We start from the raw sequence: 23,404 nt of genomic DNA, 5'->3' as shown, positions 1-23,404 counted from the left end.
GCGTAGTGTGACATAGTTCCAAGCGTCCTTAATGCCCTTCGGGGTATATTGGACGCAGGGAGCTTTCTGTGAAGCCGGCCTGTGAGGGATCCGGTGGAGAGATCACTAGTGAGAATGATGACATGAGTAGCGACAAAGGGAGTGAGAGACTCCCTCGCCGAAAGTCCAAGGGTTCCTGCTTAAAGCTAATCTGAGCAGGGTAAGCCGACCCCTAAGGCGAGGCCGAAAGGCGTAGTCGATGGGAACCAGGTTAATATTCCTGGGCCAGGAGGATGTGACGGATCTCGAAGGTTGTTTCCCCTTATCGGATTGGGGAGGCCGCTTAGAGGTTCCTGGAAATAGCCCTCCGCTAGATCGTACCCTAAACCGACACAGGTGGACTGGTAGAGAATACCAAGGCGCTTGAGAGAACCACATTTAAGGAACTCGGCAAAATACCTCCGTAAGTTCGCGAGAAGGAGGCCCGTTCAGAAGGCAACTTTTGGGCGGGGGCACAAACCAGGGGGTGGCGACTGTTTACTAAAAACACAGGGCTCTGCGAAGTCGTAAGACGACGTATAGGGTCTGACGCCTGCCCGGTGCCTGAAGGTTAAAAGGAGGAGTGCAAGCTCCGAATTGAAGCCCAGGTAAACGGCGGCCGTAACTATAACGGTCCTAAGGTAGCGAAATTCCTTGTCGGGTAAGTTCCGACCTGCACGAATGGCGTAACGACTTCCCCGCTGTCTCAAATGTGGACTCAGCGAAATTGAATTTCCTGTCAAGATGCAGGATACCCGCGGTTAGACGGAAAGACCCCATGCACCTTTACTATAGCTTCGCATTGGCATCAGGCACGATATGTGCAGGATAGGTGGTAGGCTTTGAAGCAGGGACGCTAGTCCTTGTGGAGCCTCCCTTGAGATACCACCCTTATCTTGCTTGATGTCTAACCGCGGCCCGTTATCCGGGTCCGGGACCCTGCGTGGTGGGTAGTTTGACTGGGGCGGTCGCCTCCCAAATTGTAACGGAGGCGCGCGAAGGTTGGCTCAGAGCGGTCGGAAATCGCTCGTTGAGTGCAATGGCAGAAGCCAGCCTGACTGCGAGACTGACAAGTCGAGCAGAGTCGAAAGACGGCCATAGTGATCCGGTGGTCCCGAGTGGAAGGGCCATCGCTCAACGGATAAAAGGTACGCTGGGGATAACAGGCTGATGGTGCCCAAGAGTCCATATCGACGGCACCGTTTGGCACCTCGATGTCGGCTCATCTCATCCTGGGGCTGGAGCAGGTCCCAAGGGTACGGCTGTTCGCCGTTTAAAGAGGTACGTGAGCTGGGTTTAGAACGTCGTGAGACAGTTCGGTCCCTATCTTCCGTGGGTGTAGGATACTTGAGAAGAGTTGCCCCTAGTACGAGAGGACCGGGGTGAACGATCCACTGGTGGACCTGTTGTCGTGCCAACGGCAGTGCAGGGTAGCTATGATCGGACAGGATAACCGCTGAAGGCATCTAAGCGGGAAGCCCCCTTCAAAACAAGGTATCCCTGAGGGCCGAGGTAGACCACCTCGTCGATAGGCCAGAGATGTAAGCGCAGCAATGCGTTCAGTTGACTGGTACTAATTGCCCGATAGGCTTGATTTGATCCAGTAATAGTAAGACTGGCGAAAATCAGGATACATACACAAAACTACAGTCGTACATGACTTGGAACATAACGGTGTGCCCCTCAAAAGGCACATCGCTGGCGTTGTTTTTTTGGTTTGGTGGTCATAGCGCGAGCAAAACACCCGATCCCATCCCGAACTCGGCAGTTAAGTGCCGCAGCGCTGATGGTACTGCGTCTTAAGACGTGGGAGAGTAAGTCACTGCCAAACCTAATAAACAACGCCTCCTTGGAACACTCCAAGGGTATCTCTCTTACGATGCACCTACCAAAATAGGTGCGCCAAACATTGGCGCGGGATGGAGCAGCCCGGTAGCTCGTCAGGCTCATAACCTGAAGGTCGTAGGTTCAAATCCTACTCCCGCAACCAAATCACACATAATATCATTACCTTAACACCCACCCTCGGGTGGGTCTTGGCGTTTGAATACCACACTGGACCGGTTGTGGACGCAAGCAAGGCGGCTGGCGGGCGACGGGCACCCTATGCAAAGAACGCTCAGCTTTGAAATCACCACTGAACACGTCGTCTTCAACACGCTGGCCTCTGCCGATCTCGTCATATGGATCTCGATTTGCCTGAAGGCGCTGGTCTACGCGACCACCGATGGCAGCGGGAAACGCTTTGACCCCGCTTACGCAACGCAGCCTGCCTAGGCGCGAGGCGCAGTCGCTGAAATCGCTTGCGGTAGGCGACACTGATCCGCACCATATTAATCACGACAGATGCCTTGAACACGCCCCAGCCGCGTCAAATGTCCAAGCAAATCGCAGGTGGCCCGAAAGGATCAGGCACTCGCGATTCATCGTGATCAGCTTGACGGGGTAGAACCCAATGTCGCGCGGGGCGTTTTGACCCGGGCCGAGGCTCTGGTTGCGCGTTCGCCAGAAAGCGACCCAATGCGCCAACGCGTCACATCAGCAATCCAGAGGTCAACCCTCAACTCAGAGATACGCGTGTTCAGCCGTTGACCTACCCCTTGTCGTCCCTCGCTCATAAAGAGAGTTCAGAGGGTCGATAAGTGTGGCTTTCGGGCTGGGCAAGCGCACCACATGAACTGCCATCATTTCGTGCAAACACTCCGCAGCGGGCGTCCTGTTGCGGCGATACCTGTGGCCGGGCAGTGGTATCATCCAAGCGCCACAGGCCCAGTTTTCGTCTGGGATCATGCCAGGGGGGCAATCATACCACCGAATTTCTGCTCTTCGGGCTGCAGTTGATGACAAAGGCGGCGCTGTCAGCTTGCTAAGGCACGCCAACCAGCGCAAGTCAGGAATGACGTTCATCCAGAGCGTCGACATTGCGCTTTATTTCAGGCTCTGATCAGGCAGTTATTTGTTTACAAGATGTCAACTCGGCGTGCCAAAACCACCGCGAGATTTGGAGGGGGATTGAATGGAAGATTTCGATTATATTATCGTGGGGGCGGGTTCTGCAGGCTGCGTGCTGGCCGAGCGGCTGAGCGTTTCAGGACGTCACAAGGTGCTTTTGCTTGAAGCCGGTGGGCGCGGTTGGTCGCCGTGGATTGCCCTGCCACTTGGGTACGGCAAAACCTTCTACGATTCTCGGGTAAACTGGAAATACCAGACCGAACCAGAGGACGCGCTGGCCGGACGCAGTGGTTATTGGCCGCGCGGCAAGGTGGTAGGCGGATCTGGGGCCATCAATGCGCTGGTTTACGCGCGCGGATTGCCGCAGGACTTTGAGGATTGGGCGGCAGCTGGGGCGACCGGCTGGGGCTGGGACACCGTGCAGCAGACCTATGAGGCGATGGAAACCCGGCGCGGAACTCGCGGCGATCGCCAAGGCCGTGGTCCGCTACATGTCCAGGATGTTTCGGACCAGATCCACCCAGTGAACCGGCATTTCTTTGCCGCGGCAGAAGAACTGGGACTGCCGCGCACCGATAATATCAACGGGAGTGCGTGCGAGGGCGCGGGGGCGTACTTGATCAACACCAGCAAGGGCCGCCGTATGCATTCCGCGCGGGCCTTTCTGAAACCCGCCCTGAAGCGTCCGAATGTCACCCTGATGACTGGCGTTATCGCAGAACGGATCGTCTTTGAGGGCCTGCGGGCTGCGGCAGTGCAAGTGAATAAGGGCGGGCGCAGGCTGACCTTTCGCGCGGGCCGCGAGATTATCCTTTCCGCGGGGGCGGTGACTTCGCCGCGGTTGCTTCAGCTGTCGGGTATCGGCCCGGCGGAGCTGCTCAAGTCGCATGGGATCATGCCGCTGTGCGATGCGCCGCATGTCGGTGGCAACTTGCAAGACCATCTGGGAATAAACTATTATTTCAGGGCCACAGAACCAACATTGAACAATATCCTGCGGCCATTGACTGGCAAGCTGCGGGCGGCGCTGCAATACGCGCTGACAAGGCGCGGGCCGCTGGCGCTATCGGTGAACCAGTGCGGTGGGTATTTCCGCTCGTCGCCGGATCTGGTCGGGCCGGATCAGCAGCTATACTTTAACCCTGTCACTTACACGACAACGCCGCATGGCAAGCGCAGTGTCATTCAGCCAGATCCGTTCGCGGGATTTATCATTGGCTTTCAGCCGTCCCGCCCCACCAGCCGTGGTCGCATTGACATCAGCTCTGCGGATCCGATGGCAGCGCCACGAATCCAGCCCAACTCATTGGCGACCAAAGAAGACAGGGCGCTGGTTGTGGCAGGCGGGCGTCTGTGTCAGCGGTTGATTGAAACCAGCGCATTGCAGGGGTTGGTGGAAACCGCGATGGGCCCGGATTTGCGGGTCATGGACGACGACCAGATTCTGGCGGATTTCCGCGAACGCTCCGGCACCGTTTTTCATCCGGTTGGCACCTGCCGTATGGGGCAAGATGCGCAATCCTCGGTCGTCAACCCACAGCTACAGGTACACGGGGTACAAGGATTGCGGGTCATTGATGCCTCGGTATTTCCGAATCTGACTTCGGGCAACACCAATGCCCCGACCATGATGCTGGCGCATCGCGCGGCAGCGCTTATTCTGGAGGATGCATGAGCACGCCCTATTCGATGTCCGGCGCAGTGCCGGTTTCCAGTGATCGCGGCAAACACGATAGCGGCCCGCGCATTCGCCGGATCGAAACCTTTTGCACGCCGCTGATCGGTTTTGTGCGGGTCACGGCCGAGGACAATTCGACCGGCTGGGGACAAGTGTCCACCTACAGTAGCGACCTGACATGCGAGATCCTGCATCGGCAGGTGGCACCTTGGGCTTTGGGGCGCGGCATGGGTGCGCTTGAGGATGTGATTGCCGAGATTCCGCTCCGAGAGCACAAGTTTCCCGGCACCTATTTGCGTCGGGCGATGGCCGGACTGGACACGGCTGTCTGGGACTGGCGCGGCAAAGCCGTGGGCAAGCCGGTTGCAGAGCTGCTAGGCGGTTCGGTAGGTCCAGTGCGCGCCTATGCGTCCTCGATGCGGCGCGATATCACGCCCCCGGACGAAGCGGTTCGGCTACAAAAACTTCGTGACGAGTGCGGGTTTGATGCCTTCAAGGTGCGTGTTGGTGCAGAATGCGGCCAAGACACGGACGCATGGGATGGGCGCACGGAGGCCATCATTCCCGCGATCCGCAAGGCCATGGGCCCAGATGCCGCGTTGCTGGTTGACGGGAACTCCGGGTTTGGCATCGTCCGGGCGATCGAGGTGGGCCGGATGCTGGAGGCCAATGGCTACGAACATTTCGAGGAGCCTTGTCCTTATTGGGAATTGGAGCAAACCGCAGAAGTTACTCGTGCGCTGTCAATCGACGTGGCCGGTGGCGAACAAGACTGGGATATCCAGCAGTGGAAGCGCATCGTCGCCATGCGCGCTGTTGATATCATACAGCCCGACATTTTGTATCTGGGGGGGATGATCCGTAGCATGGAGGTGGCCCGCATGGGCCATGCAGCGGGGCTGCCCTGCACACCGCATGCCGCCAATCTGTCGTTGGTCACCCTATTTACCATGCATCTCTTGCGCGCAGTCCCCAATCCCGGGCGCTATCTGGAATTTTCGATCGAAGGTGACGATTACTATCCATGGCAGCGCGACTTGTTCCTCAACGATCCTTACAAGGTCACGTCTGGCCAAGTCGTGGTGAGCGATGCGCCTGGCTGGGGGGCCGAGATCAACCCTGAATGGCTTGCCAAATCCGCCTACAAATGCAGTGAGGATGCATGTTGACACCTGATGGGGGATTCATGCCCATCACGTAAATGGCGCAGTGTCAGCACTGCCAGCAAACCAATCCGCCGATGGCAAAAGCACACCGTCACTTAATCTGTCGGGGGCATCTTGGCTGATGTGAACCGCGCCTGAACCTGCGCAGTGGCTGTTTGCGTTGCTTGGCAGGTCAACGCATCCTTTTGAACAACAGCATTTCTTCGTAGAACCTTTCCATGCGTTCCAGCCGTTCTCGGGTGTCTTGCCAATTGGCGTCCTGAAGCGCTGACAACATGGACTCGACAAGCGCGATGAGCGGGACAATCGTGTCCCATGCGGATGGCACTTCGATCTGCGATGTTAAGATATGACGTGCAACGCCTGCAGTCGGTGAAACCCATTGGTCTGTAAACAGCACGACTTCCATCTGCTGGGCATGTGCAAGTTCCGCAAATTGTTGCACGGATGGTTCATATCTACGGATGTCAAACACGACCAGCACGTCACCAGCCGACATATCCAGCAACGCAGGCGGCCATGTATTGGGTTGGCTGGACAGGAGCGTCACATCAGACCGCATCACATGCAGGGCTGTTGTAAAGTATTCGGCAATAGACCGCGTCAACCGCCCCCCGATAAGGTAAACCGAGCGCGATTTATCTGCCAGAAGGTCACGCACGGCATCAAAGGTCCGCAGGTCTTGCTGGCTGAGCGTTTGCCGTAGATTCTCGATCACACGCAGGGCAAAGCGGTTCAGAGGATGGTCAATTTCCAACCTATCTGCCCATTTTTCGTGCTTTGTGATCGGCGATGCCAGTCGTTCGCCCATTTCTTCGTGCAGTTGCGCGCGAAATTCGGGGTAGCCGGAAAACCCGATCTTGCGCACAAACCGCACGACTGTCGGGGCAGAGACGCCCGCATCCTGCGCAATAGTCGCCACTGTGCCCAGCACCGACAAGGGAAAGTTCCCCAGCATATGGCTGGCCAATTGGCGTTCTGCACGGGTCATGGTCGGCATGGCGGCGCGCAACTGGTCTTCGAGCGTTTGAAACTGGGTCATGCGATTCTTCCTGTCGTCATAGCCAAGTTGAAACGTTTGTTTCAAAAAAGAAAGAAAGGAAATGTACTTGACACAAAAATGCAAGGCGGTGCAGCCTTGACGTAACGGAATTTTCAGCCTGCCGAGGATGCAGACGATGACAGGATCAGGGCCAGATTGGGCGGGCAGTGTGATCAGCTGGGATCAATCCGGCGATCAGGCTGAAACCGTGCCTTGCGTGATCCTGATTTGTGAACACGCATCCAATGATGTTGTTATGCCTTGGGTGGATGCTGCGCCTGACTTGTTGGCGTCACATGCGGCCAGTGATCTGGGCGCATTGGGCTTGGCCCGCGCGCTGGGCCCGCTGCTGGCGCGCGATCACGGGGGTGCCGAACTGGTCCATGCGCCATTGTCGCGACTGATCTTTGATTTAAATCGCAGCCCCGACCGCCCTGATGCCTGCCCGGCACAATCCGAGCTTTACCCTGTTGTGATGAACCAGAGCATCACCGTTGGCGAAAGGCTGGCGCGGATGGAGAGCGTGTATCTGCCGTTTCACAACCTCGTTCGTGCCCGTATTGCCCGTGCGCTGGCGCTGGGCAGGCGGCCTGTTGTTGTGACGATCCATTCATTTTCGCCAACATGGCACGGCGTTCCACGCGATGTCGAATGCGGGGTGATCCACGATGATCTGCCGGCGCTGGCGCGCCGGATTGTTGCAGAGGCTGATGATCTGGGCCTGTTGACCGCATTGAACGCGCCATATTCTGCGGCAGATCATGTCACGCATACCTTGCGCTTGCATGCGCTGCCTTATGGGCTGGAAAATGTGATGCTGGAACTGCGCAATGACCTGATCGCCACACCAAAGGCACAGATGGAAATTGCCACACGTTTGGTCCGTGTGCTGACCCGTGCAATCACACAGGTGACGAGCATGCCATGCCCCGTTTTGTGATGACCTATCTGCATATGGTCGAGGCGCTGAATTATCGCGTCGGGCGGCTTGCGATGTGGAGCCTGTTTGCGCTGATGGGCGTGCTTGCTTGGGGCGCGATAGCGCGTGCGGGGTTCTCGCCACAGATCTGGACCGATGAAATGGCGCAGTTTCTGCTGATGGGGTATTTCATGCTGGGCGGGGCCTATTCATTGCAGATGGGGTCGGCTGTGCGGATGGACCTCTTGTATGACCGTTGGTCGGACAAGACCAAGGCGGCGGTAGATTGTATCACGATTTTCACCTTGATCGTCTATCTGGGTGTTCTGCTTTGGGGCGGAATCGAAAGCACGCAATTTGCGCTGGAATATGGCGAAAGGCGGCGTGGGTTGTGGCAGCCTTATATGGCGCCAATCAAGATCATCATGTGTATCGGTATCTTGCTGATGATCCTGCAATGCAGCGCCTTTTTGATCCGGGACATCGCGACCGTGCGGGGCATCAAAATCGCGGAGCGTGACACCAATGCCCTATGAAATGATCGCCGCATTGATGTTCGGGTCGATGCTGGCCGTGATGCTGACGGGGCAGCGGATGTTCGGTGTCATCGGCTTTGTTGCTGTCGTTGCGGCGGTGTGGCTTTGGGGTGATCGTGGCGGGCATGATCTGGCCTTTGCACAGACCATCAAGCTGATGAACTGGTTCCCGCTGATGACCCTGCCGATGTTCATTTTCATGGGCTACGTGTTGTCCGAAAGCAAATTGGCTGATGATCTTTACCGGATGTTCCATGTCTGGTTCGGCCCTGTGCCGGGGGGGCTTGCCATCGGGACGATCCTGCTGATGGTGCTGATTTCCGCGATGAACGGGCTTAGCGTGGCAGGCATGGCGATTGGCGCCACGATCGCGCTGCCCGAATTGCTCAAGCGGAATTACGATAAATTGATGGTGACGGGCGTCATTCAGGCGGGGTCGAGCCTTGGGATTCTGGTGCCACCATCAGTGGTTCTGGTGCTTTATGCGATGATCGCACGCCAGCCGGTGACGCATCTTTGGGCGGCGGGACTGGTGCCGGGGCTGATGCTGGCGGTTTTGTTCATCCTCTATATCTGGCTGCGTTGCCGGATGAACCCGGCCCTTGGCCCAGCAATTGACCCTGAGGAATTGGCGCAGGTCACCACGCGTGAAAAATACATGCTGCTGTTGTCGGGGCTGATGCCGTTGGCCATTTTCGCGGTGATGATGGTGCCGTTTGTGCTGGGTTATACACGTCTGGTTGAAAGCGCTGTCGTCGGCGCGATTTCAGCCTTAGCCGTCAGCGTTGCCAAGGGACGCATGACTTGGGCGATACTGGAAACTTGCACAAAGAAAACGCTGGCGATTTCGTGCATGTTTTTGTGGATCATCCTTGCCGCGCTGGCCTTTGGCGCTGTCTTTGACGGGCTGCGCGCGGTGGATTTTGTCCGGCAATTGTTCATGGATAATCTGGGGCTTGGCCGTTGGGAAATCCTGATCCTGATGCAAGTGTCGTTCTTGCTGATGGGAATGTTCCTCGACGATACCGCGATGCTGGTGATTGTCGCGCCACTTTATGTGCCGATCGTGCAGATGCTGGAGTTCAACCTGATTTGGTACGGCGTGCTGTACACGATCACCTGCCAGATTGCCTATATGACGCCACCCTTTGGCTATAATTTGTTTCTGATGCGCGCCATGGCCCCTAACGAGGTTACCTTGACCGAGATTTACCGCTCCATCATTCCCTTTGTGGGCGTGATGATCATCGGGCTGGGGCTTGTGATGGCGTTTCCACAGATCGCGTTATGGCTGCCCAGCGTTCTGTTTCCCTGAATTACGACGAAGAGCGGGCCAACCCGCCGGATTTTCACCCCAACCGGAAGGAAAGATCATGACCACGACAAGACGTAAGTTCCTGACGACAGGTGCCCTTGGCGGTGCCGCTGCGTTAGCCGCCCCTGCGGTTCACGCGCAATCCACCATCCGCTGGCGGCTGCAAACCTACGCCGGCGCATCGCTGGGCGCGCAGGTGGCAAAACCCGCGATTGACATGTTCAATGCCATCGCTGGCGATGAAATGCAGATCGACCTGTTCTATGCTGACCAGCTCGTTCCCACTGGCGAGTTGTTTCAGGCCATGCAACGCGGCACCATCGACGCCGTGCAATCGGATGATGACAGCATGGCATCGCCCACTGAAGTCACGGTGTTCGGCGGCTATTTCCCGTTTGCCAGCCGTTACAGCCTTGATGTGCCGGCCTTGTTTAACAATTGGGGCCTGAATGAAATCTGGGGCGAAGAATATGCAAAGGTCGGCGTGAAACACATCTCTGCCGGATCATGGGACCCTTGCCATTTCATCACGTCAACGCCGATCACATCGCTGGCGGATTTGCAGGGCAAGCGTGTATTCACCTTCCCGACAGCTGGTCGATTCTTGTCACAATTCGGCGTCGTGCCGGTCACTGTGCCTTGGGAGGATGTTGAAATCGCGCTGCAAACCCGCGAAATCGACGGCGTGGCATGGTGTGGCATCACTGAAGCGCACGAGGTTGGCTGGGCCGATGTCACATCACATTTCTTGACCAATAACATTTCGGGCGCGTGGATCGGGCATTTCTTTTCCAACATGGAACGTTGGAACGAATTGCCGCCGCATCTGCAGGTGCTGATGACCACCTGTTTCGAGCAATCGCATTACTATCGCCAGCATTGGTACTGGGCAGGCGAAGCCCGTCTGCGCACCGAAAGCAAAAAGCTGGAACTGACATCCATTCCCGACGCTGAATGGGCCACGGTCGAGACTGCGGCGCGTGCATTCTGGGAAGAAATCGCAGCGGAATCTGAAACCAAAGCCAAGGTGGTCGACATTTTCCGCAACTATAATGCCGCGATGGATCAGGCCGGACGGCCCTATCGGTATTCGTAATCCAGCAGGATGGGGGTTCGCCCCCATCCCCTTTTCAAGCATAGAATAAAGGGGCAATCACCATGGCGGGACTGATGACGCTGGCGGATTTACGCGCAGCCTTTGACGCGGGCGAGATTGACACCGTCATGGTCGCTGCACCTGATATGCAGGGCCGTATGGTTGGCAAGCGGTTCCACGCCGCGCATTTTCTGGATTCGGGCTATCAAGAAACCCATTGCTGCAACTACCTGTTCGCCACCGATATGGAGATGGTGACAGTGGCAGGCTATGCCTCGACCTCCTGGGCAAAAGGCTATGGCGATTATGTGATGAAGCCTGATCTTTCCACCCTGCGCCGTGTGCCATGGCTGCCCGGCACGGCGCTGGTGCTGTGCGACATGCTAGACCATCACACGCATCAGGAAATCGCCATTTCCCCCCGCGCGATCCTGAAACGGCAGGTCGCCCGCGCACAGGCGCTGGGCTATCAGCCGATGGCCGCGACGGAACTGGAGTTCTATATTTTCGAACAAAGCTATGACGCCCTGCGCGATGGCGGCACCGATCACCTGACGCCCGTGTCCGCCTATAACGAAGATTACCACCTGTTCCAGACCACCAAGGAAGAACCGCTGATGCGTGCGTTGCGCAACGGGCTTTATGGCGCGGGCATCCCTGTCGAGAATTCGAAGGGAGAGGCAGAAGCAGGGCAGGAAGAAATCAACATCCGCTATGACGCGATGGTCACGACAGCGGATTTCCATGTCATCACCAAACAGGCGACCAAGGAAATCGCGCATGCCTTGGGCAAATCCGTGACCTTCATGGCGAAATACGACCACCGGCGCGCGGGATCGTCCAGCCATGTGCATCAATCGCTCTGGACGTTGGACGGTGCGCCTGCCTTTCTGGACAAGGACGCGGAATACGGCATGTCGGCGCTGATGCGGCAGTATATGGCGGGGCAACTGGCACACGCGCGCGAGATTACGGCGCTGCTGGCACCTTATGTGAACAGCTACAAACGGTTCTGCGTCGGCATGTTTGCCCCGACGAAAGCGGTTTGGTCGCTTGATAACCGCACCGCCGGTTTCCGCGTTTGTGGCGACGGCACCAAGGCTGTGCGCGTCGAATGTCGGATCGGTGGCGCGGACCTGAACCCCTATCTGGCCTGCGCGGCCTTGCTCGCCGCCGGTCTGGCAGGGATCGAAGGCAAGATGGACCTCGAACCCGAAATGCAGGGCGACAGCTATCGCAAGGCCGATGCGCGCGAGATACCGAAAACCTTGCGCGAATCTGCGGATCTGCTGCAAGGCTCTGCCATGCTGCGTGCGGCCTTTGGCGATGATGTGGTGGATCATTACACCCGCGCCGCAAGGTGGGAGATTGAAGAACATGACCGTGTCGTCACCGATTTCGAACGACAGCGGTTGCTGGAACGGGGCTAGGCCCGGACCACACATACAGGAGCTTTGATGACAACGATCAGTTTGATTTCACCCGTGGACGGGTCGGTTTATGCCGAACGCACGGCACTGCCCTTGGCTGATGCGCAAGCCGCGGTCGCGCGCGCGCGCAAGGCGCAAGGCGCTTGGGCCGGGCTGCCTTTGGACACGCGGATCGCCACGGTGATGGCGGGAATTACCGCGCTCGAGGGGATGGCTGCTGAAATCGTGCCGGAACTGGCATGGCAGATGGGCCGCCCGGTGCGCTATGGCGGCGAATTTGGCGGGGTGCGCGAACGTGCGGCTTACATGGCGGGGATCGCGTCGGATGTGCTGGCTGACGAACTGGTCGAAGACAGTGACAAATTCACCCGCTTGATTGCGCGCCAGGCCCAAGGCGTGGTGTTCGTTATTGCGCCATGGAACTATCCGTTTCTGACTGCCGTCAATACCATTGTTCCCGCCCTGATCGCGGGCAATGCCGTGGTGCTGAAACATGCCAGCCAGACCTTGCTCGCGGGCGAACGTCTGGCGCAGGCGTTCCATGCCGCAGGCGTGCCGCAGGATGTGTTCCAGAACCTCGTGCTCGACCATGCCACGACCGAAGCGCTGATCGCGGAACGGTCTTTCGATTTCATCAACTTCACCGGATCGGTCGGTGGCGGCCGCGCGATTGAAAAGGCCGCCGCTGGCACCTTTAGTGGCACGGGGCTGGAACTGGGCGGCAAAGACCCCGGTTATGTCCGCGCAGACGCGGATCTGGACGCCGCTGTTGACGGCCTGATGGACGGGGCGATGTTCAATTCCGGCCAATGCTGCTGCGGGATCGAACGGATTTATGTGCATGAGAGCCTTTATGATGCTTTCGTCGAAAAGGCCGTCGCTTGGGTGCGCGCCCAGCGCCTTGGCAATCCGCTGGATCAGGACACAACGATGGGGCCGATGGCGCACAAACGCTTCGCCGCCATCGTGCGCGATCAGGTGGCCGAGGCTGTCGCCCAAGGCGCCCATGCGCTGATTGATCCAGCCGAATTCCCCGCCGATGATGGTGGTGCATATCTCGCCCCGCAAATCCTGACCCATGTCACCCATGACATGCGTGTGATGCGCGAGGAAAGTTTTGGCCCCGTCGTCGGCATCATGCCCGTCAAGGACGATGCCGAGGCGATCCGCCTGATGAACGATTGCGCCTATGGGCTGACCGCATCAATCTGGACCAATGACGCAGCCGCCGCCCGTAGGATCGGTGACCAAATCCAGACCGGCACCGTGCTGATGAACCGCTGCGATTATCTGGACCCGGCGCTCTGCTGGACTGGCTGCAAGGATACCGGACGCGGTGCCGCCCTATCTGCCCTTGGCTATCTGGCGCTGACCCGTGCCAAATCATACCACCTGAAAAAGGCCTGAAACATGACATTGACTGCGAACTGGAGCTATCCGACCACGATCAAATTCGGGGTAGGCCGGATTTCCGAACTGCCTGCGCTATGCAAAGGCGCAGGTATAACGCGGCCTTTACTGGTCACTGACAAGGCGCTGGCCAGCCTACCGATCACGGCGCAGGCACTGGACCTGCTCGACGCGGCAGGGTTGGGCCGTGCGGTGTTTTCCCAAGTCGATGCCAACCCGACCGAAGCGAACATGCAGGCCGGCCTGATTGTTTACCGCGCGGGTGGCCATGACGGTGTGGTGGCCTTTGGTGGTGGGTCGGCGCTGGACCTTGGTAAAATGATCGCGCTGATGGTGGACCAACCCGTCAGCGTCTGGGATCTGGAAGATATCGGCGACTGGTGGACCCGCGCCAACCCCGACACGATTGCGCCGATCATCGCCGTGCCTACGACCGCAGGCACCGGATCAGAGGTTGGGCGCGCCGGTGTGCTGACCGACAGCGCGACGCATCGCAAAAAAATCATCTTCCACCCCAAGCTGATGCCGGTGGTCACGTTGTGCGATCCGGCCCTCACCGTCGGCATGCCCGCCTTTATTACGGCGGGTACCGGCATGGACGCGCTTGCGCATTGTCTAGAGGCGTATTGCAGCCCGCATTATCACCCGATGAGCCAGGGGATTGCCTTGGAAGGCATGCGACTGGTGCTGGAAAACCTGCCGCGTGCCTATGCCGTTCCAGATGACCTTGATGCACGGGCCAACATGATGTCGGCAGCCGCGATGGGCGCCGTTGCGTTCCAGAAAGGGCTGGGCGCAATCCACAGCCTGAGCCACCCGATCGGCGCAGTTTACAACACCCATCACGGCACGACGAACGCTGTTGTCATGCCGATGGTGCTGGATTTCAACCGTGCCGAGATCGAGGTTCGGATCGACCGCGCCGCCGCTTACCTTGGCATCGCGGGCGGATTTGACGGGTTTTATGCGCATGTGATGGACTTGCGCGCCAGCCTGTCGATTCCCGCGAACCTGACTGCACTGGGTGTCGAGGCGGCAAGGCTGGACGAGTTGACCGAAATGGCGCTGCTTGATCCGTCTTGCGGTGGCAATCCTGTCGCAATGACCCGCGAAAATACCCGTGCGTTATTCGGGGCCTGCATGTAAAGCGGCACGCCATTCTGCCAATACGGCTTGCCTGCATCTGCCGCGGTGTCAGGGGCGCGCAATGCAGCGCGCCCCTGGCATTCAGATATCGAACCGCAGGGGTTTGACCTGTTTGAACTTGCCCGTGCCTTCCAGCTCGGCAACCGCCTTGGCTGGCAGAGGCTCGTCGAGATAGAGCAGTGCTATTGCCTCGCCTTTCGCCTCGGCGCGGCCAAGAGTGAAGTTGGCGATGTTCACGCTGTTCGTGCCCAGAATGCTGCCCAACACCCCAATAATGCCCGGCACGTCATTATTTGTGGTATAAACCATGTTTTCACCCACTTCGGCATCGATATTGATGCCCTTGATCTGGATAAAGCGCGGTTTGCCATCGTTGAACACGGTTCCCGCGATCGAACGTTCACGGCTCTCAGTCACCACGGTGACCTTGATGTAGCCTTCAAATGCACCGGATTGGTCCTGCTTGGTGGTCGAAATCTTGACCCCACGTTCCTTGGCGATCACGGGTGCGGAAACCATGTTCACGTCTGGATTTGTCGCCTTCATGATGCCCGCAACGGACGAAGCGGTCAGCGCCTTGAGGTTCATTTCAGAGGCCGTGCCATCGAACAGGATGTTGATTGCCATAATCGGTTCATCCGTCATCTGGCCGATGAAATTGCCCAAATGACCGGACAATTTGATCCATGGCCCCATGATCTTGGCTTCTTCCGCCGTCACGGACGGCATGTTCAGCGCGTTGCTGACCGCCCCCGTCAACAGGTAATCTGACATCTGTTCTGCAACCTGCAGGGCCACATTTTCCTGTGCTTCGGTGGTCGCGGCCCCAAGATGGGGCGTTACGACGACATTGGGCAGGTTGAACAGCGGGCTGTCGGTGGCGGGTTCCACGGCGAACACGTCAAAGGCCGCACCTGCGACATGGCCGGATTTCAGCGCATCGGCCAAAGCGTCTTCGTCAACCAGACCGCCACGGGCGCAGTTGATGATCCGCACACCCTGTTTCAGCTTGGCGATATTTTCGCGCGACAGGATATTGCGGGTCTGGTCGGTCAGCGGCACGTGCATGGTGATGAAATCAGCGCGCGCCAGCAGATCGTCCAGCTCGACTTTCTCGACACCGATTTCGGTCGCGCGGTCCTCGGACAGGAAGGGGTCATAGGCCACAACCTTCATCCGCAGACCCAAGGCACGGTCGATCACGATCGACCCGATATTGCCCGCACCGATCACGCCAAGCGTTTTCGCAGTCAGTTCCACGCCCATAAAGCGGGACTTTTCCCATTTGCCGGCATGGGTGGATGCGTTCGCCTCGGGAATTTGACGGGCCACGGCCATCATCAGCGAAATCGCATGTTCGGCGGTGGTGATCGAATTGCCAAAGGGCGTGTTCATCACGATGATACCCTTTTTGGATGCCGCAGGGATATCGACGTTATCGACACCGATACCAGCACGGCCGATCACCTTCAGATTGGTGGCCGCAGCGATGATCTTTTCGGTCGCCTTTGTGGCGGACCGGATCGCAAGACCGTCATAGTTGCCGATGATTTCGAGCAGCTTTTCCTTGTCTTTGCCAAGGTTCGGTTGGAAATCGACGTCAATGCCGCGATCTTTGAAGATCTGCACAGCCGCTTCGGACAGTTCGTCGGAGATGAGTACTTTGGGTGCCATGATGGGCGCTCCTTAAAATATGGGTATCCGCGCCCCGGACGTGATCCGGGGCCTCTGGTGGAGGTCCCGGGTCAAGCCCGGGACGGGGTCATTGGTGTGAAATCTCGGTCTGATATGCCCAGTCCAGCCAAGGCAGCATCGCCTCGATATCCGATGTTTCCACCGTCGCGCCGCACCAGATCCGCAGACCGGCAGGCGCGTCACGGTAGGCTCCGATATCCAGTGCGATGTTCTCCGCCTCCAGCCGTTTTGCGACAGCCTTGGCAAAGGCTTCGCCATCAGTGATGCGTGGATCGGTGAATTTCAGGCAAACAGATGTGTTCGACCGTGTCACCGGATCAACGGCCAGATTGTCGATCCACGAATGATCGGCACAGAAATTCCAGATCGCGCGCGCATTGGCATTGGCGCGGTGGATCAACGCGTCAAGCCCGCCGATGGACCGGCCCCATTTCAGCGCGACAAGATAATCTTCAACCGACAGCATCGAGGGCGTGTTGATCGTCTCGCCTTTGAAAATGCCTTCGATCAGCTTGCCTTTGGATGTCAGGCGGAAAATCTTGGGCAAGGGCCAAGCGGGCGTATAGCTTTCCAGCCGTTCCACCGCGCGCGGGCTTAGGATCAGCATCCCATGCGCGCCTTCGCCGCCCATCACCTTTTGCCAGCTGAACGTGGTCACATCGAGCTTGTCCCAAGGCAGATCCTGCGCAAAGGCGGCCGATGTCGCGTCGCACAAGGTCAGGCCCGCACGGTCAGCAGGGATCATGTCGCCATGTGGCATCCGCACGCCCGAAGTCGTGCCATTCCATGTAAAACAGACGTCATGATCGTAATTCAACGCCGCCATATCGACGATTTCGCCGTAAGGGGCTTCATGCACGGTGGCATCGATTTTCAACTGTTTGACCACATCGGTCACCCAACCGGCACCAAAGCTTTCCCATGCGACCATTTCGACAGGGCGCGCGCCCAGCATGGTCCACATCGCCATTTCATACGCACCGGTATCCGATGCAGGCACGATCCCGATGCGGTAATCGGCAGGTACGCCAAGGATTTCACGGGTCAGGTCAATCGCCTCGGCCAGTTTGGATTTGCCAATGGCGGCACGATGCGACCGGCCCAAAGGGGCGTCGCGCAGGTCATCCAGTTTCCAGACGGGGGGTTTGGCACAGGGGCCGGACGAAAAACGCGGGTTTGCCGGCCGCGCTGCCGGTTTGGTCGTAACCATTTCTGGTATCCTCTCAGATAATCGCCCTTCGTTGGGGAAGGGTGTCCCACCGCCGCTGTTAGAGTGTGGCGCGGACTTTCACAATCTGCAAAATGCAGCTAGACCGCCGCTTGACCCACTTTTTGCGACATCGCTGTCGCCGATCGGAAACTACGCCTTGAAGGAAAAGATCATGTTCACCGCAACTTTGCTGACCAATCCCGTAAGCCGTGGTCTTGACCCGGCTTTGGTCGAGAATTTGCGCAACGCATGGGGCGGTGCTGACGCGGTCTGGCTTGCCCCTGACGAGGCAGCTGAATTTGCCATTCCTGTCATGCCATCCAACTGTTGGGATATCTGGGCTGACCTGCAGGATCACGGCGTCGATATGGTGATCCAGCCTGCCGCCAACCGCCGCAAAAAGATGCTGCTGGCCGATATGGACAGCACGATGATCCAGCAGGAATGTATCGACGAACTGGCCGATGAGGCAGGTGTCGGCGCGCATGTCGCTGGCATCACTGCGCGTGCCATGAACGGCGAGCTGGATTTTGAAGCGGCCCTGATCGAACGCGTCGGCCTCTTGCGCGATCTGCCAGAGGCGGTGATCGCGCAGGTGCTGGCCAGCCGGATCACCTATATGCCGGGGGGGGCTGTGCTGGTTGCCACGATGAAGGCGCAGGGTGCTTATGCCGCGCTGGTGTCGGGGGGCTTCACCGCCTTTACCGCGCAGGTCGCGGCCCGTTTGGGTTTCGACGAGAACCGTGCCAACACTCTGCTGGTGGCGGATGGCAGGCTGACAGGCGATGTGGCGCGCCCGATCCTGGGCAAGGCGGCCAAGGTTGCCGCGCTGGAAGACATCACCGCGCGGCTGGGCATCACCGCGGCTGACGTGCTGGCGGTGGGCGACGGGGCCAATGATCTGGGCATGCTGTCGCGCGCCGGGGCAGGTGTGGCCTTGCACGCAAAACCCGCCGTGCAGGCGCAATGCGATATCCGCATCAACCACGGTGATCTGACGGCGTTGCTGTATCTGCAAGGCTATGGTCGGGATGATTTTGTCGGCTGACGCCCCTTGTGCTGGGCCATGTCTTTCCGCCAGATAGCGGGATGAAAAAGCCATTGCACCCCGCCACCATCGCCGCCCATGCCGCAGGCGCGCTTGACCCGCAATCAGGGGGGGTCGTGCCTGCCTTGCAGCCGTCAACGACGTTCCTGCGTGACGAAAGCTATGCGCTGGTCCGCCCTGACAACATCTATTCGCGCGACAATTCCGACAATATGCGCCAGGCTGAGGCGGTGATCCGCGCGCTGGAAAATGCGCAAGATACGCTGCTGTTTCCATCTGGCATGGCCGCGATTGCCGCCGTGTTCCGCGCTTTGCCCAATCGGGCTAGCGCGATTGTCCAATCAGGCATCTATTGGGGCACCACCGCATGGGTGCGTGACTTCTGCGCGCGCCGCGAGATTACCCTGATCGAAGCCCCCGCCGCCGATCTGATCCCGACCTGCCAGGCGCACCCCGCTGATCTGGTGCTGATCGAAACGCCGTCAAACCCGTGGTTGCTGACCGTAGATATCGCCGCCGTCAAACAGGCGACAAAGGGCATTCTGCTGGTCGATGGCACCGCCGCCACGCCGGTCCTGACCCGTGCGCTCGATCATGGGGCCGATATTGTGATGCATTCCGCGACCAAGGCGATCAACGGGCATTCCGATGTGCTGGCAGGGGTTCTATCCACCGCCGCCCCCGAAAGGGACGTCTGGCAGGCGATCAAGGCCGACCGCAAGATGGCGGGTGCGATCCTTGGCCCGTTCGAGGCGTGGTTGCTGACCCGCGCCATGCGCACCCTGCCTTTGCGGGTCGAACGGATGTCGCAGAACGCGCTGGCGCTGGCGCAGCATCTGATGGCGCATGACGCGGTCGAGGATGTCTTTTATCCCGGTCTGCCACACCACCAAGGCCATGATATCGCCTTGCGCCAGATGCAGGGCGGGTTCGGCAGCCTTTTGTCGGTGCTGGTCAAGGGCGGGCGCGCGGATGCGCTGCGCGTGACGGGCAAGCTGGAATTATTCCTGCGGGCCACGTCGCTGGGCGGCGTCGAAAGTCTGGTGGAACACCGGCACACGATCGAGCCGCATACCGGTATTCCGGAAAACCTGATCCGTGTCAGCACAGGGATCGAACATATCGACGATCTGATTGCTGACTGGGATCAGGCGCTGGCTTAATCCTCGACCGGGCCGCCCGCGTCTTTCCAGTCGCCGATGCCGCCAACGTTGATGACATTGGGATAACCCATGTCTTTCAGCGTTTTGCCGGCAAGGGCCGCTTGTCCACCCAGACCGCAGACAAGGTAATAGGTTCTGTCCTTGTCAAAGAACGGCTTGTGAAATTTTGACGTTGGATCGGCGGCAAATTCGATAAAGCCGCGCGCCACGCGTTCTGCGCCTTTGATCGTGCCCGAATTGGCAATGTCGCTGCTATCACGCACGTCGATAAAGACACCGGCCCCTTCGGCATGTTTGGCGATAGCGTCCTTGCTGGTGATGCGGGTGACGACGGCATTCGCTTCGTCAAGATAATCCTGAGCTGTCTTCATGATAATATCCTAGCTGTTAATGACGTTGAAAAAATGCCCGGGCACAAGGCCCGGGCAAGTCCAACAGGGAGGGTGGTGATATAACCCGATCACCGGCGGGGTTCTTAGGAAACGAGCCTGTAGCCGCCTTGTTCCGTCACCAGCAAACGCGCGTTGGACGGATCGGGTTCGATTTTTTGGCGCAGACGGTAGATATGGGTCTCTAGTGTATGTGTTGTGACACCCGCGTTATAGCCCCAAACCTCGTGCAGCAGCACGTCGCGGGCAACCACGCCGTCGGTCGCGCGGTAGAGGTACTTGAGGATGTTCGTCTCTTTTTCCGTCAGGCGCACCTTTTTGTCATCCTCGGTGATCAGCATCTTTTGCGCGGGCTTGAACGTGTATGGCCCTAGCTGAAAGATCGCGTCTTCGGATTGTTCATGCGTGCGCAGCTGGCTGCGAATCCGCGCCAGAAGCACGGGAAACTTGAACGGTTTGCTGACGTAATCATTAGCGCCTGCATCAAGCCCAAGGATCGTATCGGCATCGCTGTCCTGTGCGGTCAACATGATGATCGGGCATTTGACGCCCTGCTTGCGCAGGCGGCGGCATAATTCGCGGCCATCGGTATCCGGCAGGCCAACGTCAAGGATCATCAGATCGTACAGACCTTCCTTGGTCTTGACGATGGCGCTGGCCCCGTCATCCGCTTCGAACACGTCGAAATCTTCGGTCATCAACAATTGTTCGCCCAACGCCTCGCGCAGGTCATCATCGTCGTCCACCAACAGAATCTTTTTGAGTTGCCCCATGACAGTCTCCATCATTACATCATCGATTTGTGAACGGATACGGATCAAACAAGATTTCCCGCCGATGGTTCACACGGACGTGTCATCAGGCGGGGTTTTGTTTCACTTTGCGCGAAAACGGGCTATCAGGTGAAACAATTGACAGGTGCCCGATGACAGGATTTTCCCCCGATATCACCGAACGGCTGGCGCGCGCGCGGGCTGATCTGCGCATGGGCGTGCCTGTGGTGCTGGATGGCGGGGCTGTCATGCTGGCGGCGGAAACGCTGGATGCCGATAGGCTGGCGCATCTGCGCACCTTGGGCGGCGCGCCTGTGCTGGCAATCACAAGCTGGCGGGCGCAAACGCTCAAAGCCCGCGCCTATGACGGTGATCTGGCGCGGATCGCATTGCCGCTGGATGTGGGCCTGTCGTGGGTCCGGTCCGTCGCTGACCCCGCCGATGACCTGCGCGCCCCGATGAAAGGGCCGCTGCGCAGCATCCGCGATGGCAACGCTGACTTGCACCGCGCGGCAATTGCGCTGACCAAGGCTGCACGGCTGTTGCCGGCCGCTTTGGTGCTGGCGATTGATGATGCGCATGGTTTTGCCAAAGCGTACGACCTGACCCTGATCCCGGGGGCTGCCGCACTTGACCTCACGCTCAGCCCGCTGCGCCCCGTCATCAGCGCCCGCCTGCCGCTAGAGGTGTCCGAGGCGGGCCGGTTGCACATCTTCCGCCCCGACGACGGGGCCGAGGAACATTACGCCGTCGAGATCGGCCAGCCCGACCGGTCGCAGCCCGTGCTGTCGCGGCTGCATTCGGCCTGTTTCACCGGCGATCTGCTGGGCTCGCTGAAATGCGACTGCGGCCCGCAATTGCGCGGTGCGCTGGCGCAGATGGGGGCGACAGGGGCAGGGGTGCTCCTTTACCTTAATCAGGAAGGGCGCGGGATTGGGCTGGCCAACAAGATGCGCGCCTATTCGTTGCAGGATCAAGGCTTCGACACGGTCGAAGCGAATCACCGTCTGGGGTTCGAGGACGATGAACGCGATTTCCGCATCGGCGCGGAGATTTTGAAAAAGATGGGTTTCAGCGCCGTGCGCCTGCTGACCAACAACCCCGCCAAGGTCGCCCGGATGGAAAGCTGCGGGATCGCAGTCGTCGAACGTGTCCCGCTCAAAGTTGGGGAAAATTCGCACAATCATGGCTATCTGGCGACCAAGGCCGCCAAGTCAGGGCATTTATTGTAGGGGATGGTTCGACCAGCATCCACCAGCGGCATCATTTCACAGCTGAACGCTTTTACCACTGGCTATCCTGCCTGATCCTTGGCTAATCATCCCCCATGAAACCAACCGATCTTGTTCTGACCCCCACTCACCTACGGTTTTTGAATCGTCGCTTTCCCCGTACCATCGGGCATGGGGGCGTCGTGAAGCGTAAGAAAGAAGGCGATGGTGCCACTCCCATCGGCACGCACCGCCTTGTCGGTATGCTCTACCGGTCCGACCGGATGACGCGGCCTGCGGATTGGGCGCTGCCGATCAAGCCCTTTGATCTGTGGTCTGATGATATACGCGACCCCGATTACAACATGATGGTGCGCGCACCGCACCCCTATCGCCACGAACGCTTGCGCCGTGCCGATCCGATGTATGACCTTGTTATCCTGACCGACTGGAACTGGCCCTATGCGGTCAAAGGGCGGGGGTCTGCCATTTTCATCCACCAATGGCGGGGGCCGGGGCGGCCCACGGCGGGCTGCATCGGGCTGCGCCGTGACCATCTGCGCTGGATCGCGGCCCGTATCCGGCACGAAACACGGCTTGTTATCGCATAACCGCTGGACCTTGTGGCGATCTGTGGTCAAAGAAACAGGAGCAGCCCATGAAACACCAAGGCCCTTTCATGACCATCGACGAAATCGCCAATCTTCCCTATCGGCCCTGCGTCGGCGTCATGCTGATCAATCCGCGCGGCCATGTCTTTGTGGGCCAGCGTCTTGATCGCGACACCGACGCCTGGCAGATGCCGCAAGGGGGCGTCGATCCGGGCGAGAATACCCGCACCGCCGCCCTGCGCGAGCTGGAAGAAGAAACCGGCATCACCCCGAACCTTGTCAGTATCGAGGCGGAAACAGCAGGGCTGATCCCGTATGACCTGCCTGTCGCATTGGTGCCGCATATCTGGAAAGGGCGCTATCGCGGGCAGGAACAGAAATGGTTCCTGATGCGGTTTCACGGGCAGGACAGCCAGATCAATCTGCAAACCGCCCATCCCGAATTTTCCGCATGGAAATGGGTGCCACCCGCCGATCTGGTTGCGGGGATCGTGCCGTTCAAACGGGCGGTCTATGAACAGGTGCTGGCCGAATTCGCCGCCAAGCTTTAATCGCGCAAGGCATGGCACCCTTCCCATCTTCCGAGCCTAAATATC

The 23,404-nt window shown here is 58.7% G+C and carries 20 protein-coding genes, 1 tRNA gene and 2 rRNA genes (1 of these 23 only partly in view); 18 read left to right on the top strand and 5 right to left on the bottom strand.

What is annotated here, in order from left to right:
• From SKA53_RS10000 to SKA53_RS09980, 6 genes are all read left to right on the top strand, one after another.
• Positions 1–1,616, top strand: a 23S ribosomal RNA gene (locus SKA53_RS10000); it begins 1,218 nt to the left of the window's first position.
• A 118-nt stretch (positions 1,617–1,734) separates the two neighbouring features.
• Positions 1,735–1,849: ribosomal RNA gene (gene rrf / locus SKA53_RS09995) — 5S ribosomal RNA — on the top strand.
• Between the two features lie 82 nt (positions 1,850–1,931).
• Positions 1,932–2,008: transfer RNA gene (locus tag SKA53_RS09990), tRNA-Met, on the top strand.
• 53 nt (positions 2,009–2,061) lie between these two features.
• Positions 2,062–2,295 carry a hypothetical protein gene (locus SKA53_RS15445; RefSeq protein ID WP_131494558.1) on the top strand — a complete coding sequence of 78 codons (234 nt, stop codon included), beginning with the start codon at positions 2,062–2,064 and terminating at the stop codon, positions 2,293–2,295.
• A 739-nt stretch (positions 2,296–3,034) separates the two neighbouring features.
• Positions 3,035–4,645: a GMC family oxidoreductase gene (locus SKA53_RS09985; RefSeq protein ID WP_007206019.1), complete on the top strand. Its 1,611-nt coding sequence runs from the start codon at positions 3,035–3,037 to the stop codon at positions 4,643–4,645.
• A complete protein-coding gene (locus SKA53_RS09980) occupies positions 4,642–5,817 on the top strand; it encodes a mandelate racemase/muconate lactonizing enzyme family protein (RefSeq protein WP_007206018.1) in 1,176 nt (391 codons plus the stop codon). The genes SKA53_RS09985 and SKA53_RS09980 overlap by 4 nt, the downstream gene beginning before the upstream one ends.
• 169 nt (positions 5,818–5,986) lie before the next feature.
• Here SKA53_RS09980 and SKA53_RS09975 read toward each other — a convergent pair whose 3' ends face one another.
• On the bottom strand, positions 5,987–6,856 hold the full coding sequence (locus SKA53_RS09975) for a MurR/RpiR family transcriptional regulator (protein WP_007206017.1): 870 nt from the start codon (positions 6,854–6,856) through the stop codon (positions 5,987–5,989).
• Between the two features lie 127 nt (positions 6,857–6,983).
• Between SKA53_RS09975 and SKA53_RS09970 the strand changes: the two genes are divergently transcribed.
• The 7 genes from SKA53_RS09970 (at position 6,984) to SKA53_RS09940 (ending at position 14,708) form a co-directional block, all read left to right on the top strand.
• Positions 6,984–7,796, top strand: a complete 813-nt coding sequence (locus SKA53_RS09970) for an N-formylglutamate amidohydrolase (protein WP_007206016.1) — start codon at positions 6,984–6,986, stop codon at positions 7,794–7,796.
• Positions 7,781–8,311 (top strand): TRAP transporter small permease subunit, encoded by a 531-nt coding sequence (locus SKA53_RS09965; protein WP_007206015.1) that lies wholly within the window; start codon positions 7,781–7,783, stop codon positions 8,309–8,311. The genes SKA53_RS09970 and SKA53_RS09965 overlap by 16 nt, the downstream gene beginning before the upstream one ends.
• Positions 8,301–9,626: a TRAP transporter large permease gene (locus SKA53_RS09960; RefSeq protein ID WP_007206014.1), complete on the top strand. Its 1,326-nt coding sequence runs from the start codon at positions 8,301–8,303 to the stop codon at positions 9,624–9,626. The genes SKA53_RS09965 and SKA53_RS09960 overlap by 11 nt, the downstream gene beginning before the upstream one ends.
• Before the next feature lie 58 nt (positions 9,627–9,684).
• Complete coding sequence (locus tag SKA53_RS09955) at positions 9,685–10,722, top strand: TRAP transporter substrate-binding protein (RefSeq protein ID WP_007206013.1); 1,038 nt, start codon at positions 9,685–9,687, stop codon at positions 10,720–10,722.
• Between the two features lie 62 nt (positions 10,723–10,784).
• The gene (locus SKA53_RS09950; protein WP_007206012.1) at positions 10,785–12,152 is read left to right on the top strand and encodes a glutamine synthetase family protein; all 1,368 of its coding nucleotides are present in this window, start codon (positions 10,785–10,787) and stop codon (positions 12,150–12,152) included.
• Positions 12,153–12,179: 27 nt separating this feature from the next.
• Positions 12,180–13,559, top strand: a complete 1,380-nt coding sequence (locus SKA53_RS09945) for an aldehyde dehydrogenase family protein (RefSeq protein ID WP_007206011.1) — start codon at positions 12,180–12,182, stop codon at positions 13,557–13,559.
• Between the two features lie 3 nt (positions 13,560–13,562).
• Positions 13,563–14,708 carry an iron-containing alcohol dehydrogenase gene (locus tag SKA53_RS09940; RefSeq protein WP_007206010.1) on the top strand — a complete coding sequence of 382 codons (1,146 nt, stop codon included), beginning with the start codon at positions 13,563–13,565 and terminating at the stop codon, positions 14,706–14,708.
• A gap of 81 nt (positions 14,709–14,789) precedes the next feature.
• Here SKA53_RS09940 and serA read toward each other — a convergent pair whose 3' ends face one another.
• Positions 14,790–16,382 carry a phosphoglycerate dehydrogenase gene (serA, locus tag SKA53_RS09935; RefSeq protein WP_007206009.1) on the bottom strand — a complete coding sequence of 531 codons (1,593 nt, stop codon included), beginning with the start codon at positions 16,380–16,382 and terminating at the stop codon, positions 14,790–14,792.
• Between the two features lie 88 nt (positions 16,383–16,470).
• On the bottom strand, positions 16,471–17,613 hold the full coding sequence (locus SKA53_RS09930; RefSeq protein WP_007206008.1) for a phosphoserine transaminase: 1,143 nt from the start codon (positions 17,611–17,613) through the stop codon (positions 16,471–16,473).
• A 172-nt stretch (positions 17,614–17,785) separates the two neighbouring features.
• Here SKA53_RS09930 and serB point away from each other — a divergent pair, with 172 nt between their 5' ends.
• Together serB and SKA53_RS09920 are read left to right on the top strand one after the other, a co-directional pair.
• On the top strand, positions 17,786–18,661 hold the full coding sequence (gene serB, locus SKA53_RS09925) for a phosphoserine phosphatase SerB (protein ID WP_040482908.1): 876 nt from the start codon (positions 17,786–17,788) through the stop codon (positions 18,659–18,661).
• Positions 18,662–18,702: 41 nt separating this feature from the next.
• Positions 18,703–19,824 (top strand): trans-sulfuration enzyme family protein, encoded by a 1,122-nt coding sequence (locus SKA53_RS09920; protein WP_007206006.1) that lies wholly within the window; start codon positions 18,703–18,705, stop codon positions 19,822–19,824.
• Here the strand turns inward: SKA53_RS09920 and SKA53_RS09915 are convergent.
• Positions 19,821–20,195, bottom strand: a complete 375-nt coding sequence (locus SKA53_RS09915) for a rhodanese-like domain-containing protein (RefSeq protein WP_007206005.1) — start codon at positions 20,193–20,195, stop codon at positions 19,821–19,823. The two genes, SKA53_RS09920 and SKA53_RS09915, sit on opposite strands and share 4 nt — an antisense overlap.
• A 104-nt stretch (positions 20,196–20,299) precedes the next feature.
• Positions 20,300–20,986: a response regulator transcription factor gene (locus SKA53_RS09910; RefSeq protein ID WP_040483257.1), complete on the bottom strand. Its 687-nt coding sequence runs from the start codon at positions 20,984–20,986 to the stop codon at positions 20,300–20,302.
• A gap of 152 nt (positions 20,987–21,138) precedes the next feature.
• Between SKA53_RS09910 and ribA the strand changes: the two genes are divergently transcribed.
• From ribA to SKA53_RS09895, 3 genes are all read left to right on the top strand, one after another.
• Positions 21,139–22,218, top strand: coding sequence for a GTP cyclohydrolase II (ribA, locus tag SKA53_RS09905; protein WP_007206003.1), 1,080 nt, complete (start codon positions 21,139–21,141; stop codon positions 22,216–22,218).
• A 95-nt stretch (positions 22,219–22,313) separates the two neighbouring features.
• Positions 22,314–22,808, top strand: a complete 495-nt coding sequence (locus SKA53_RS09900; RefSeq protein ID WP_007206002.1) for a L,D-transpeptidase family protein — start codon at positions 22,314–22,316, stop codon at positions 22,806–22,808.
• Between the two features lie 47 nt (positions 22,809–22,855).
• Complete coding sequence (locus SKA53_RS09895; RefSeq protein ID WP_007206001.1) at positions 22,856–23,359, top strand: RNA pyrophosphohydrolase; 504 nt, start codon at positions 22,856–22,858, stop codon at positions 23,357–23,359.
• Positions 23,360–23,404: the final 45 nt, after the last annotated feature.

This window comes from Yoonia vestfoldensis SKA53, assembly GCF_000152785.1.
GTDB lineage: Bacteria > Pseudomonadota > Alphaproteobacteria > Rhodobacterales > Rhodobacteraceae > Yoonia > Yoonia vestfoldensis_A.
The sequence above is the reverse complement of the archived record's forward strand: the minus strand, read 5'-3'. Positions and strand labels throughout refer to the sequence as shown.

Bases quoted from the DNA above. Each gene is read 5' to 3' on its own strand.
- SKA53_RS09985 (WP_007206019.1), top strand. From the start codon at position 3,035: ATGGAAGATTTCGATTATATTATCGTGGGGGCGGGTTCTGCAGGCTGC.
- SKA53_RS09980 (WP_007206018.1), top strand. From the start codon at position 4,642: ATGAGCACGCCCTATTCGATGTCCGGCGCAGTGCCGGTTTCCAGTGAT.
- SKA53_RS09975 (WP_007206017.1), bottom strand. From the start codon at position 6,856: ATGACCCAGTTTCAAACGCTCGAAGACCAGTTGCGCGCCGCCATGCCG.
- SKA53_RS09970 (WP_007206016.1), top strand. From the start codon at position 6,984: ATGCAGACGATGACAGGATCAGGGCCAGATTGGGCGGGCAGTGTGATC.
- SKA53_RS09965 (WP_007206015.1), top strand. From the start codon at position 7,781: ATGCCCCGTTTTGTGATGACCTATCTGCATATGGTCGAGGCGCTGAAT.
- SKA53_RS09960 (WP_007206014.1), top strand. From the start codon at position 8,301: ATGCCCTATGAAATGATCGCCGCATTGATGTTCGGGTCGATGCTGGCC.
- SKA53_RS09955 (WP_007206013.1), top strand. From the start codon at position 9,685: ATGACCACGACAAGACGTAAGTTCCTGACGACAGGTGCCCTTGGCGGT.
- SKA53_RS09950 (WP_007206012.1), top strand. From the start codon at position 10,785: ATGGCGGGACTGATGACGCTGGCGGATTTACGCGCAGCCTTTGACGCG.
- SKA53_RS09945 (WP_007206011.1), top strand. From the start codon at position 12,180: ATGACAACGATCAGTTTGATTTCACCCGTGGACGGGTCGGTTTATGCC.
- SKA53_RS09940 (WP_007206010.1), top strand. From the start codon at position 13,563: ATGACATTGACTGCGAACTGGAGCTATCCGACCACGATCAAATTCGGG.
- serA (WP_007206009.1), bottom strand. From the start codon at position 16,382: ATGGCACCCAAAGTACTCATCTCCGACGAACTGTCCGAAGCGGCTGTG.
- SKA53_RS09930 (WP_007206008.1), bottom strand. From the start codon at position 17,613: ATGGTTACGACCAAACCGGCAGCGCGGCCGGCAAACCCGCGTTTTTCG.
- serB (WP_040482908.1), top strand. From the start codon at position 17,786: ATGTTCACCGCAACTTTGCTGACCAATCCCGTAAGCCGTGGTCTTGAC.
- SKA53_RS09920 (WP_007206006.1), top strand. From the start codon at position 18,703: ATGAAAAAGCCATTGCACCCCGCCACCATCGCCGCCCATGCCGCAGGC.
- SKA53_RS09915 (WP_007206005.1), bottom strand. From the start codon at position 20,195: ATGAAGACAGCTCAGGATTATCTTGACGAAGCGAATGCCGTCGTCACC.
- SKA53_RS09910 (WP_040483257.1), bottom strand. From the start codon at position 20,986: ATGGGGCAACTCAAAAAGATTCTGTTGGTGGACGACGATGATGACCTG.
- ribA (WP_007206003.1), top strand. From the start codon at position 21,139: ATGACAGGATTTTCCCCCGATATCACCGAACGGCTGGCGCGCGCGCGG.
- SKA53_RS09900 (WP_007206002.1), top strand. From the start codon at position 22,314: ATGAAACCAACCGATCTTGTTCTGACCCCCACTCACCTACGGTTTTTG.
- SKA53_RS09895 (WP_007206001.1), top strand. From the start codon at position 22,856: ATGAAACACCAAGGCCCTTTCATGACCATCGACGAAATCGCCAATCTT.